The organism is Pantoea sp. X-Soil-ISGK-355, assembly GCF_059730805.1.
The window spans coordinates 1,538,042-1,550,039 of record NZ_AP035971.1; the positions used below are offsets into that span (position 1 = coordinate 1,538,042).

Here is an 11,998-nt window from a genome sequence, read left to right on the forward strand (position 1 = left end):
GATGACTGAATCGACGCCATAAAAAAACCCCGGCTTTCAGGCCGGGGTTCAGTTTACAACAGCTTATGCGTTACGGCTTTGTCGCCGGGGCAGTGGCCTGATGTGTGGCGCTATGACCACCCGCAGAACCGCGACCATCGAACTCATAAGGTGCCCGTACCCAGTCACTGTGCGGAGCAGGCTCTGACTGCCAGACCGGCGCAGGCGCTTTGGTCATCGGTGCAGAGGCATAGTGTTTCCAGCGCGTACCGTCATTTGGCACCGCTTCAGCAGCAGGCGCTGATGCACCAGGCTCGACCGCCGTTACCGGTGCTGCAGGCGCGATATCGCGAGCGGCAACCGGGGCATGAGGTTCACTGACTGGCGCGCTTTCAGCGTTAGCAGCAACCGGCGCGTTCAGCACTTCTTCCACCTCTGCGGCGATCTCTTCACTGACATCAGTAGCTGACTGCTCTGCAACGTCTGCAGGCTGTGAAACTTCAGCGGCTGGCGTTACCACCGCTGTTTCGGTGACCAGGTCAGCAGGCTGTGACACTGGCGTTTCAGCGACGGGCTCAGCAGGCACAGCTTCAGCCGCTACCGCTTCCGCTTTGGCTTCATCAGCAGCCGGAACAACAGAAGGCTGCTCGTCAACCGGGGCGTCGATAGCACGGGTATCGTCAGTGTTGACGATCGCTACTGGCGTTTCTGCCTGCGGCTCGGCCTGTTGCACTGGCGCGTCCTGAGCAACCGATTCAACGGCGGCAGCAACCGGCAGCGCATGGGTCACGTCTGCAGTCTCTTCGCTGTTATAAGCTGGCGTCTCGTGCATTACATTCTGAACCTGCTCTTCGCTGGCCTGGCTCACCGGATAGCGAATCCAGACTTTACCGGATGCCATTTCAGGTGAAGCAGCGGCAGCAGCCAGCGGCATTGCTGACTGCGTCGGGTAACGCTCATCACGGTAACGACGACGACGCTGTCCGCTGACGCGCAGATGACGTGGCGAACGACGTGAACGACGCGGCATATTGGCGTTATCACGGTTATCGTTATCATCCTGCTCGTCACTCTGCGAAGCCTGGAAATCAGGCTGTGTCTGAGCAACGTCAGCTGGCTGTGCCTGACGCCCTTCAGCAGGCGGAGCGATGTCGCTGGCTTCGGCTGGCAGAGGCTGACGGTTATCATCAACACGCACCTTCTGGTTCAGCTGACGCGGCTTACGACGCGGCATAACCTGAACGCGTTCATCATCCTGCGCCTCAGTGACGCTCAGGGCTTCAGCAACGACTGCTGGCTGCTCAGCCGCTTTGGCCGCTTCTTCACCGGCACGTTTCTCTTCCTGACGACGACGCTGACGTTCAGCACGCTGTTCACGGCGCTGTTGCTGCTGCTCGTCACGCTGCTGGCGCGCTTCTTCGCTCAGTGCCGGACGCTCTTCGCGTACTTCACCCGTCTGAGACTGACGCTTGTTGCGACGGTTATCGTTGCCATCGCGCGGCTCGCGGCTTTCACGTGGCTCACGACTTTCGCGCGGTTCACGGCTTTCACGCGGCTCGCGACTTTCGCGTGGTTCACGGCCTTCACGAGACTGTGCATTATCACCGTTACGCGGCGTACGCTCACGACGATTGTTGTTACGACGGTTGTTATTGTTGCTGCGGCGCTCGCCACGGCCACTGTTGCTTTCCTGCTCTTCAGTTGCTTTCTGCGTTTCAGCAACCTCAGTGGCCACTGGCGCAGCAGCAGGCGCTTCTTCGCCAGCGAACATTTTTTTCAGGCCGCCAAGCAGACGCCCGAAGAAACCGGTGCTGACGGTCGCGGGTGCAGCGACAGCCGGGGCTGATTTTGCTGCTGGCTGAGCTTCAGCGCGCTTCACTTCTGGCTCAACTTCTACCGGCGCAGGAGGCGCATCAGGCATCACAAAGGCGGCCAGAGCAGGCTGCTCAGGACGACGGCGCTCAGCATGTTCCTCTTCCGACGGCATGGCCATTTCGGCTTCATGCAGCTTCGGCAGATGATAACTCAGGGTCTGCGTCTCTTCGCCTTTACGTACGCGCAGCACGGAGTAGTGCGGGGTCTGCATCTTGTCATCAGGAACAATGATTGCCCGCACGCCGCCCTGGCGTTTTTCAATCGCGTTGACCGCTTCACGTTTTTCATTCAGCAGGTAAGACGCAACCTGAACCGGAACAATGGCGTGAACTTCTTTGGTGTTGTCTTTCAGCGCTTCTTCTTCGATCAGACGCAGAATGGACAGCGCCAGTGACTCGTTATCACGGATAGTGCCGGTACCGCTACAGCGTGGGCAGACGTGATGACTGGATTCACCTAATGACGGGCTCAGACGCTGACGGGACATCTCCAGCAGGCCGAAACGTGAAATGTGGCTGATCTGAATGCGGGCGCGGTCCTGGCGGACAGCTTCACGCAGACGGTTTTCAACAGCGCGCTGATGGCGTACCGGCGTCATATCGATGTAATCGATAACGATCAGGCCGCCCAGGTCACGCAGGCGCAGCTGACGGGCAATCTCATCGGCCGCTTCAAGATTGGTGTTGAACGCTGTCTCTTCAATGTCACCGCCGCGCGTGGCGCGTGCTGAGTTGATATCGATAGCGGTCAGTGCTTCGGTACTGTCGATCACAATCGATCCACCGGAAGGCAGGCGGACTTCACGCTGGAAAGCGGATTCGATTTGCGATTCGATCTGGTAGTGGCTGAACAGCGGGATTTCACCGGTGTAGAGCTTAATTTTGCTGCTGAAGTCCGGACGACCCAGCGCCGCGATATGCTGACGCGCCAGTTCCAGCACTTTCGGATTATCGATAAGGATTTCACCGATGTCCTGACGCAGATAGTCGCGGAAGGCACGCACAATCACGTTGCTCTCCTGATGGATCAGGAACGGAGCAGGGCGATTTTCAGCAGCTTTCTTAATCGCTTCCCAGTGCTTGAGACGGAAGCTTAAGTCCCACTGCAGCGACTCGGCAGATTTCCCGACGCCGGCAGTACGCACAATCAGGCCCATGCCTTCCGGCAGATCCAGCGCCGACAGCGCTTCTTTCAGTTCGGTACGATCGTCACCTTCGATGCGGCGAGAGATACCGCCTGCACGTGGGTTATTCGGCATCAGTACCAGGTAGCTGCCCGCCAGAGAGATAAAGGTCGTCAGTGCAGCGCCTTTATTGCCGCGTTCTTCTTTATCGATCTGAACAATGACTTCCTGGCCTTCACGCAGCACGTCTTTAATATTCGGACGACCATGTGCGTTGTAGCTGGAGGGGAAATATTCGCGGGAAATTTCTTTTAACGGGAGGAAACCGTGACGCTCTGCGCCGTAATCGACAAACGCAGCTTCAAGGCTGGGTTCAATGCGAGTGATTTTACCTTTGTAGATGTTGGCTTTTTTCTGTTCGTGTCCAGGACTTTCGATATCCAGATCGTACAGACGCTGACCGTCAACCAGGGCAACGCGCAACTCCTCCTGCTGAGTTGCGTTTATTAACATTCTTTTCATCGTGACTTACTCGTTATTCTTTCATGAGTGATTACAGCTGCGGGCATAGTTACCCTGGACGAGTATCAACCGATGGCCCCGTGACTTAGTGCAATGTCGTCAACCTCACGGCTGTCGACCGCGCGAGGGGCGCAAATAACGTCGGTGGCCTGTTTTTCATAAGGAAAAACAGCACCAGATAGTGGAAATGCCTGAGAGAATAAAGAAAACCCGTGCATCCCATACTGTTGTCCAGGCCGCAACCCGCAGCCCGCTAAGTGCCTGATTTCGCATTACGTCTTACGCCATTGCTGCGTGTCTGCTCAATCCGGCAAAATGACAATTTCGCTCGGTTTCTGCACTGAAATGCTTCAGTTAAGAAACTCAGGCATTATTCCATTGCTAACCTTCATATAGCAAGGCGACTTTAGCCAGCTTGTGAAGTTTCTTTACATTTAACTTGCTAATGTGTCGGACAAAGCAGCGGTTTGCTGAAAAAGCCAGCAGAGAAGCGACCTGCCATCACATCAACCCCAGAGTTAAGCACAGAAAAAGGGGTGGCGCTATCAGGGGACACTATTTAGAATCGCCGCCATGAAAACAGAGAATCCCGGCGTACATTTTGTCGCCATCACGGCTGAAAATGCCGGACAACGCATTGATAACTTTTTGCGCACCCAGCTCAAGGGTGTGCCAAAGAGCATGATTTATCGCATCGTACGCAAGGGCGAGGTACGGGTGAATAAAAAGCGCGTCAAGCCTGAGTACAAGCTGGAGGAGGGTGATGAGGTACGCATTCCGCCGGTCCGGGTAGCGGAACGCGATGAAGATGCCGTATCACCTAAGCTGGCAAAGGTCGCTTCGCTGGCGGACGCTATCCTCTTTGAGGATGAGTCGCTGCTGGTGATGAACAAGCCCTCTGGCACTGCCGTGCATGGCGGCAGCGGACTCAGTTTTGGGGTGATTGAAGGGCTACGTGCGCTGCGCCCGGAAGCGCGCTTCCTGGAACTGGTGCATCGCCTGGATCGTGACACCTCGGGCATTCTGCTGGTCGCAAAAAAACGCTCGGCGCTGCGTTCCCTGCACGAGCAACTGCGTGAAAAGGGGATGCAGAAAGATTATCTGGCCCTGGTGCGCGGCAACTGGCCGTCACATCTTAAGGTCGTTCAGGCTCCCCTGCTGAAAAATATTCTCCAGAGCGGTGAGCGTGTCGTGCGTGTCAGCAGCGAAGGTAAAGCCTCTGAAACCCGTTTTAAAGTGGAAGAGCGGTTTGAGTTTGCCACGCTGGTGAAAGCAAGTCCGGTCACCGGACGCACCCACCAGATTCGTGTCCATACGCTGCACGCCGGGCATCCCATTGCCTTCGACGATCGCTATGGCGAACGTGACTTTGACAGTCAGCTGGCGTCAACAGGTCTGAAACGCCTGTTCCTGCACGCGGCGGCACTGACCTTTACTCATCCCGGCACTGGCGAAGTCATGCGTGTTGAAGCGCCGCTGGATGATGGCCTGAAGCAGTGCCTGAATAAGCTGCGTCAGCTGAAAGTGTAATCGTTCTCCGGCATCAGTCCGTTAAAGGGTTGATGCCGGCCTGCTGCAACATTCCGTTGAGTGCAATCAGCGGCAGCCCGACCAGCGTATTAGGATCGCGCCCCTCCAGCCGATCAAACAGACAAATTCCCAGACCTTCACTTTTAAAACTACCTGCACATTGCAGCGGCTGCTCCTTTTCCACATACCCGGCGATTTCAGCGTCCGTTAAGGAGCGGAAATGCACCACGAAGGGTTCGCAACACTGCAGCAGCCTGCCGCTGGCCGGATGAAAAAGAGCCAGCCCGGTGTAAAAGGTAATCGCCTGACCGCTGGCGGCACGCAGTTGCGCCCGCGCATTCTCTGCCGTATGAGGCTTACCGGCGATCGCGCCATCCAGCACGCAGACCTGATCTGAGCCGATTATCCAGTGATCAGGCCAGGCTTTTGCCAGCGCCTGCGCTTTCGCTACGGCAAGACGGGTGACCAGCGCTTCGGCATTTTCACCGGGCTGCGGTGACTCATCCACCTCAGGCGCAGCGGTAATAAAAGGCAGGCCCAGCTTGCGCAGTAATGCCTGTCGAAAGGGCGAGGTTGAAGCTAAAAGAATTGATGGCGTCATTTTTTTTCAATAGTGATAGCGAATTGGTGACAGTCATTTTAAACTGTGCGCCGCACTGGATGCGAATAGTGGTTGAAAGATGCTGTTTAACGGCCTTTTTCTTTGACTCTATGACATTACAAAGTTAATATGCGCGCCCTATGCAAAAGGTAAAATTACCCCTAACGCTGGACCCTGTCCGCACCGCTCAGAAGCGCCTTGATTATCAGGGTGTCTACACATCTGTTCAGGTGGAGCGTGTGGCCGAGTCGGTCGTTAGTGTGGACAGTGATGTGGATTGTGCCATGTCGTTTGCGGTTGATAACCAACGTCTGGCGGTACTGACGGGTACTGCTGAAGTTCAGGTGACGTTACGTTGTCAGCGCTGCAACCAGACCTTTCCCCATCACGTAAAAGTGAGTTATTGCTTCAGCCCTGTCTCTTCTGAAGAGCAGGCCGAGGCACTACCGGAAGCGTACGAGCCGGTCGATGTCAACGAGTTTGGTGAGATCGATCTGCTGGCGGTTGTCGAGGATGAACTGATTCTCGCGCTGCCGGTCGTTCCGGTGCACGATTCTGAACACTGTGAAGTGTCCGAGGCGGACATGGTCTTTGGCAAACTGCCTGCAGAGGCGGAGAAACCAAATCCATTTGCCGTATTAGCCAGTTTAAAGCGTAAGTAATAGGAGTAAGGTCCATGGCCGTACAACAGAATAAACCCACCCGTTCTAAGCGTGGTATGCGTCGTTCACACGATGCGCTGACCACTGCTGCTCTGTCAGTAGATAAAGTTTCTGGCGAAACTCATCTGCGTCACCATATCACTGCGGACGGTTACTACCGCGGTCGCAAGGTTATCGTTAAGTAAGTTTCTTGCTTAGCAAGGCGATACCTTGACACGTTTGACCCTGGCGATTGATGCCATGGGCGGGGACTTCGGTCCCTGCGTGACAGTGCCTGCAGCATTGCAGGCACTGGCCTCTCATACGGAACTATTCCTTCTTCTGGTCGGACATCCCGACACCCTCACGCCATTGCTTGCCAAAGCGGATTCCTCCCTGATGGGGCGTTTGCAGGTTATCCCTGCCGAATCGGTTATTGCAAGTGATGCGCGGCCCGCTCAGGCCATCCGGAATAGTCGCGGCAGTTCAATGCGCGTGGCACTGGAGATGGTTAAAGAGGGACGTGCACAGGCCTGCATCAGCGCTGGTAATACCGGTGCGCTGATGGGGCTGTCGACACTCTTATTAAAACCGCTGGATGGGATTAAGCGTCCTGCGCTGATGTCCGTTTTACCGCATCAGCAACAGGGTAAAACCGTGGTGCTGGATCTGGGTGCGAATGTGGGCTCAGACAGTGCGATGCTGGTGCAGTTTGCTGTGATGGGGTCGGTGATGGCTGAGCATGTGCTTGGTATTCCACGGCCCCGCGTCGCGTTGCTTAATATTGGTCACGAAGAGACCAAGGGGCTGGAAACCATCCGCGACGCCGCAGTAGTGCTGCGAGAATCACCGCAAATCAACTATATTGGTTACCTTGAAGGTAACGAACTGCTTACCGGTAAAACAGATGTGATGGTCTGTGACGGTTTTGTCGGAAACGTCACGCTGAAGACGATGGAAGGCGTGGTAAGAATGTTTCTTTCTCTGCTGAAGTCATCAGGGGAAAGTAAAAAACGGTCATGGTGGCTTCAGTTGCTGGGGCGCTTAATCCAGAAACGTCTGGCGAAGCGCTTCGGACAACTCAACCCTGACCAGTACAATGGCGCTTGTCTGTTAGGATTGCGCGGAACAGTGATCAAGAGTCACGGCGCAGCAAATCAACACGCCTTCGCCGTGGCGATAGAACAGGCAGAGCAGGCGGTGAGGCAGCAAATTCCCGAGCGAATTGCTGCGCGCCTTGATGCTGTATTAGCCAGGAGTGACAAAGCCTAGATGTATACCAAAATTATCGGTACGGGCAGTTATCTGCCCAGCCAGGTTCGCACCAATGCCGATCTGGAAAAAATGGTGGAGACGTCGGACGAGTGGATTGTTACCCGTACCGGCATCCGTGAGCGTCGCATTGCTGCGCCTGACGAAACCGTCGCCACCATGGGATTCAGCGCGGCGCAACGCGCGCTTGAAATGGCAGGCATTGACGCGAACGATGTTGGGCTGATTATTGTCGCCACAACGTCGTCCAGCCATGCTTTCCCCAGCTCCGCCTGCATGATCCAGCAAATGCTGGAAATCAAAGATTGCGCGGCCTTTGACCTTGCTGCCGCCTGTGCAGGTTTCACCTATGCACTGAGCGTAGCTGATCAATACATCAAAAATGGCGCGGTTAAGCATGCTCTGGTCATCGGCGCTGATGTCCTGGCACGCGCGCTGGATCCGGACGATCGCGGCACCATCATTCTGTTTGGTGATGGCGCGGGTGCGGTCGTGCTGGGCCAGAGCGAAGAGCAGGGAATTATCTCTACCCATCTTCATGCCGATGGTCGCTATGCACAGCTTCTGACGCTGCCTTATCAGGATCGTGCCCATCAGGATCAGCCTGCCTATGTCACTATGGCAGGTAACGAAGTCTTCAAGGTTGCCGTCACCGAACTGGCCCACATCGTTGATGAAACGCTGCAGGCCAATAATCTCGATCGTGAAATGCTGGACTGGCTGGTACCGCATCAGGCTAACCTGCGCATTATCAGCGCTACCGCGAAAAAACTCGGTATGACCATGGATAAAGTGGTCGTCACACTGGATCGCCATGGCAATACCTCTGCTGCATCGGTGCCCAGCGCACTGGATGAAGCGGTGCGTGATGGCCGCATCAAACCCGGACACCTTATTCTGCTGGAAGCCTTTGGTGGTGGATTCACCTGGGGTTCTGCGCTGGTTCGCTTTTGATTGACAGGAACAGAAGATGACGCAATTTGCATTTGTTTTTCCGGGTCAGGGTTCACAGACTGTGGGCATGCTGACTGAATTAGCGGCGACGTATCCGCTGGTAGAAGGGACCTTCCGTGAAGCCTCTGACGCGCTGGGCTATGACTTGTGGCAGTTAGTGAGTCAGGGGCCGGCTGAAGAGCTGAACAAAACCTGGCAGACTCAGCCTGCACTGTTAGCCGCCTCTGTAGCAATCTACCGTGTCTGGCAGCAGCAGGGCGGTGAACAACCTGTCCTGATGGCCGGTCATAGCCTGGGCGAATATTCGGCGCTGGTTTGTGCGGGTGTGCTTAACTTTGCGGATGCGGTGAAGCTGGTTGAACTGCGCGGCAAACTGATGCAGGAAGCGGTGCCAGAAGGCACCGGCGCAATGCAGGCAATTATTGGCCTGGATGACGCGGCTATCCGTAAAGCGTGTGAAGAAAGCGCGCAGGGCCAGGTCGTTTCACCGGTTAACTTCAACTCGCCGGGCCAGGTGGTTATTGCGGGTAACAAAGAAGCCGTTGAACGTGCGGGTGCTGCCTGTAAAGCTGCGGGCGCTAAGCGTGCTCTTCCGCTGCCGGTCAGCGTGCCTTCTCACTGCGCACTGATGAAGCCCGCTGCCGATAAACTGGCCGTTGCCCTGGAAAGCATTACCTTTAATGCCCCTGCAGTACCGGTGATCAATAACGTCGATGTGAAAGCGGAAACTGACGCTGCGGCCATCCGTCATGCGCTGGTTCGTCAGCTCTACAGCCCTGTTCGCTGGACCGAGAGCGTGGAAGCGATGGCGGCACAGGGCGTGACACAACTACTGGAGATGGGTCCAGGTAAAGTCCTGACCGGTCTGACTAAACGTATTGTCGATACCCTGACAGCGGCTGCCGTTAACGATACGACATCCCTGACGGCTGCACTCGGTAAGGAATAAGAGGAAAATCATGAGCTTTGAAGGTAAAGTTGCGCTGGTTACCGGCGCGAGTCGCGGCATTGGTCGTGCGATTGCAGAAACACTGGCGGCACGTGGTGCCAAAGTGGTAGGAACTGCAACCAGCCAGAGTGGCGCCGATGCCATCAGTGCTTACCTTGGCGACAAGGGTAAAGGCCTGTTACTGAACGTAACTGACGCTGATTCAATTAACAGCGTTTTAGAGAATATTCGCGCTGAATTTGGCGAAGTGGATATTTTAGTCAATAATGCAGGCATTACGCGTGATAATCTTCTCATGCGCATGAAGGACGATGAGTGGCAGGATATCCTGGATACTAACCTCACATCGGTATTCCGCCTTTCTAAGGCGGTCCTGCGTGCCATGATGAAAAAGCGCGTGGGCCGTATCATCACCATTGGTTCCGTTGTTGGCACCATGGGTAACGCGGGCCAGGCAAACTACGCAGCAGCAAAGGCGGGTTTGATTGGCTTTAGCAAATCACTGGCGCGCGAAATCGCGTCACGTGGCATTACCGTCAACGTCGTGGCTCCAGGCTTTATTGAGACTGACATGACGCGGGCACTGAACGAAGATCAACGTTCCGGTATTTTGGCGGAAGTCCCTGCGGGTCGCTTAGGCGATGCACAGGAAATCGCCAATGCTGTGGCATTTTTAGCCTCTGACGAAGCAGCCTACATCACAGGTGAAACGCTGCACGTCAATGGCGGAATGTACATGGTCTGATAAATCACGAAATCATTTGCTTTATTTGCGGTTAAAACCGCAAAATAACGCAAAATCGTGGTTCGACCAGCCGGGATTTTGTTGCATCTTTTTCACCATTTTATACACTACGAAAACCATCGCGTAAGCGAGTTTTGATAGGAAATTAAATAGTATGAGCGATATCGAACAACGCGTTAAGAAAATCATCAGTGAGCAGCTGGGTGTGAAAGAGGAAGAAGTCACCAACTCTGCATCTTTCGTAGAAGACCTGGGTGCCGATTCTCTTGATACCGTTGAGCTGGTGATGGCTCTGGAAGAAGAGTTTGATACTGAGATTCCAGACGAAGAAGCTGAGAAAATCACTACCGTTCAGGCAGCGATCGACTACATCAATAGCCATAAAGGCTAATGAATATCTTCAGGCGGTCGCTCGACCGCCTGATTTTTTGTTTGTCCCACATAGTTCCCTATTTCCCCTCCCTGGAGGACGAACGTGTCTAAGCGTCGTGTAGTTGTGACTGGTCTTGGCATGTTGTCTCCTGTCGGCAATACCGTAGAGTCTACCTGGAGTGCTCTCCTTGCCGGTCAGAGCGGCATTACCCTGATCGACCATTTTGATACCAGTGCTTATGCAACCCGTTTTGCAGGTCTGGTAAGAGATTTTAATTGTGATGACTACATCTCGCGCAAAGATCAGCGCAAGATGGATGCCTTCATCCAGTACGGCATTGTGGCCGGTATGCAGGCCATGCAGGACAGCGGTCTGGTTATTACCGATGAAAATGCAAGCCGTATGGGCGCAGCAATTGGCTCCGGTATCGGTGGCTTAGGTCTGATTGAAGAGAATCATACCTCACTGGTCAACGGCGGCCCGCGTAAAATCAGCCCATTCTTTGTGCCTTCAACCATCGTTAACATGGTGGCGGGTCATCTCAGCATCATGTATGGCCTGAAAGGTCCAAGCATCTCTATCGCGACAGCCTGTACCTCTGGTGTGCATAACATCGGTCATGCCGCACGTATCATCGCCTATAACGATGCTGACGTGATGCTGGCGGGTGGCACAGAGAAGGCCAGCACGCCATTAGGCGTCGGTGGATTTGGTGCAGCACGCGCCCTCTCAACCCGTAACGATAACCCGCAAGCGGCCAGCCGCCCGTGGGATAAAGATCGTGACGGTTTTGTGCTGGGTGACGGCGCTGGCATTGTGGTGCTCGAAGAGTACGAACATGCGAAGAAACGTGGTGCGAAAATCTACGCAGAAATCGTAGGTTTTGGTATGAGTAGCGATGCCTACCACATGACTTCACCACCAGAAGATGGCTCAGGTGCAGCGGCGGCCATGACCAATGCGCTGCGTGATGCTCAGCTTACGCCAGAGCAGATTGGCTACGTCAACGCGCACGGTACCTCCACGCCAGCCGGTGATAAAGCGGAAGCGCAGGCGGTGAAATCGGTCTTTGGGGCAGCAGCCAGCAGTGTCATGGTCAGCTCAACCAAATCAATGACCGGACACTTACTGGGTGCCGCAGGCGCTGTTGAATCAATTTACTCGATTCTGGCACTGCGCGACCAGGCCATCCCACCGACCATTAACCTGGACAATCCGGATGAAGGCTGCGATCTCGACTTCGTGCCGCACACCGCGCGTCAGGTTCCCGGTCTGGAGTACACCCTGTGTAACTCCTTTGGTTTCGGTGGAACCAACGGTTCGTTGATCTTCCGTAAAGTGTAATCGTTGCAGATTGTTAAAAAGGCCCGCGATGCGGGCCTTTTTTTATCCTGCAGAATGCGCTGAAATCACGGGTCACGCTCAGGAGAGAAC

The 11,998-nt window shown here is 54.9% G+C and carries 11 protein-coding genes; 9 read left to right on the forward strand and 2 right to left on the reverse strand.

Features of this window, described 5'->3' with window-relative positions; all coding sequences use genetic code 11:
• Nucleotides 1-70: 70 nt before the first annotated feature.
• Nucleotides 71-3,499, reverse strand: coding sequence for a ribonuclease E (gene rne, locus AC6I8J_RS07040; RefSeq protein ID WP_222924193.1), 3,429 nt, complete (start codon nucleotides 3,497-3,499; stop codon nucleotides 71-73).
• Between the two features lie 573 nt (nucleotides 3,500-4,072).
• Here rne and rluC point away from each other — a divergent pair.
• Nucleotides 4,073-5,029: a 23S rRNA pseudouridine(955/2504/2580) synthase RluC gene (gene rluC / locus AC6I8J_RS07045; RefSeq protein WP_161733780.1), complete on the forward strand. Its 957-nt coding sequence runs from the start codon at nucleotides 4,073-4,075 to the stop codon at nucleotides 5,027-5,029.
• Between the two features lie 13 nt (nucleotides 5,030-5,042).
• On the opposite strand, the gene AC6I8J_RS07050 is transcribed toward rluC, so the two are convergent.
• Complete coding sequence (locus AC6I8J_RS07050) at nucleotides 5,043-5,630, reverse strand: Maf family protein (protein WP_253421587.1); 588 nt, start codon at nucleotides 5,628-5,630, stop codon at nucleotides 5,043-5,045.
• A 140-nt stretch (nucleotides 5,631-5,770) separates the two neighbouring features.
• Here AC6I8J_RS07050 and yceD point away from each other — a divergent pair, with 140 nt between their 5' ends.
• The 8 genes from yceD to fabF all read left to right on the forward strand — a co-directional run bounded on the left by yceD (nucleotide 5,771) and on the right by fabF (nucleotide 11,908).
• Complete coding sequence (gene yceD / locus AC6I8J_RS07055; protein WP_008925931.1) at nucleotides 5,771-6,292, forward strand: 23S rRNA accumulation protein YceD; 522 nt, start codon at nucleotides 5,771-5,773, stop codon at nucleotides 6,290-6,292.
• Nucleotides 6,293-6,306: 14 nt separating this feature from the next.
• A complete protein-coding gene (gene rpmF / locus AC6I8J_RS07060) occupies nucleotides 6,307-6,477 on the forward strand; it encodes a 50S ribosomal protein L32 (protein ID WP_003849870.1) in 171 nt (56 codons plus the stop codon).
• A 25-nt stretch (nucleotides 6,478-6,502) separates the two neighbouring features.
• Nucleotides 6,503-7,543: a phosphate acyltransferase PlsX gene (plsX, locus tag AC6I8J_RS07065; protein ID WP_161733776.1), complete on the forward strand. Its 1,041-nt coding sequence runs from the start codon at nucleotides 6,503-6,505 to the stop codon at nucleotides 7,541-7,543.
• On the forward strand, nucleotides 7,544-8,497 hold the full coding sequence (locus AC6I8J_RS07070) for a beta-ketoacyl-ACP synthase III (RefSeq protein WP_161733774.1): 954 nt from the start codon (nucleotides 7,544-7,546) through the stop codon (nucleotides 8,495-8,497). It abuts the gene before it with no gap.
• Nucleotides 8,498-8,513: 16 nt separating this feature from the next.
• Nucleotides 8,514-9,446 carry an ACP S-malonyltransferase gene (fabD, locus tag AC6I8J_RS07075; RefSeq protein WP_161733772.1) on the forward strand — a complete coding sequence of 311 codons (933 nt, stop codon included), beginning with the start codon at nucleotides 8,514-8,516 and terminating at the stop codon, nucleotides 9,444-9,446.
• A gap of 10 nt (nucleotides 9,447-9,456) precedes the next feature.
• Nucleotides 9,457-10,191, forward strand: coding sequence for a 3-oxoacyl-ACP reductase FabG (fabG, locus tag AC6I8J_RS07080; RefSeq protein ID WP_013357455.1), 735 nt, complete (start codon nucleotides 9,457-9,459; stop codon nucleotides 10,189-10,191).
• 154 nt (nucleotides 10,192-10,345) lie between these two features.
• Entirely contained in the window at nucleotides 10,346-10,582 is a 237-nt protein-coding gene (gene acpP, locus AC6I8J_RS07085; RefSeq protein WP_003849865.1) for an acyl carrier protein, read from the forward strand.
• An 84-nt stretch (nucleotides 10,583-10,666) separates the two neighbouring features.
• Nucleotides 10,667-11,908: a beta-ketoacyl-ACP synthase II gene (gene fabF, locus AC6I8J_RS07090; RefSeq protein WP_260057894.1), complete on the forward strand. Its 1,242-nt coding sequence runs from the start codon at nucleotides 10,667-10,669 to the stop codon at nucleotides 11,906-11,908.
• The last annotated feature ends 90 nt before the right edge of the window (nucleotides 11,909-11,998 follow it).

Excerpts from the sequence above, each read along its gene's own strand:
- rne (WP_222924193.1), bottom strand. The coding sequence starts at position 3,499 with ATGAAAAGAATGTTAATAAACGCAACTCAGCAGGAGGAGTTGCGCGTT.
- rluC (WP_161733780.1), top strand. The coding sequence starts at position 4,073 with ATGAAAACAGAGAATCCCGGCGTACATTTTGTCGCCATCACGGCTGAA.
- AC6I8J_RS07050 (WP_253421587.1), bottom strand. The coding sequence starts at position 5,630 with ATGACGCCATCAATTCTTTTAGCTTCAACCTCGCCCTTTCGACAGGCA.
- yceD (WP_008925931.1), top strand. The coding sequence starts at position 5,771 with ATGCAAAAGGTAAAATTACCCCTAACGCTGGACCCTGTCCGCACCGCT.
- rpmF (WP_003849870.1), top strand. The coding sequence starts at position 6,307 with ATGGCCGTACAACAGAATAAACCCACCCGTTCTAAGCGTGGTATGCGT.
- AC6I8J_RS07070 (WP_161733774.1), top strand. The coding sequence starts at position 7,544 with ATGTATACCAAAATTATCGGTACGGGCAGTTATCTGCCCAGCCAGGTT.
- fabD (WP_161733772.1), top strand. The coding sequence starts at position 8,514 with ATGACGCAATTTGCATTTGTTTTTCCGGGTCAGGGTTCACAGACTGTG.
- fabG (WP_013357455.1), top strand. The coding sequence starts at position 9,457 with ATGAGCTTTGAAGGTAAAGTTGCGCTGGTTACCGGCGCGAGTCGCGGC.
- acpP (WP_003849865.1), top strand. The coding sequence starts at position 10,346 with ATGAGCGATATCGAACAACGCGTTAAGAAAATCATCAGTGAGCAGCTG.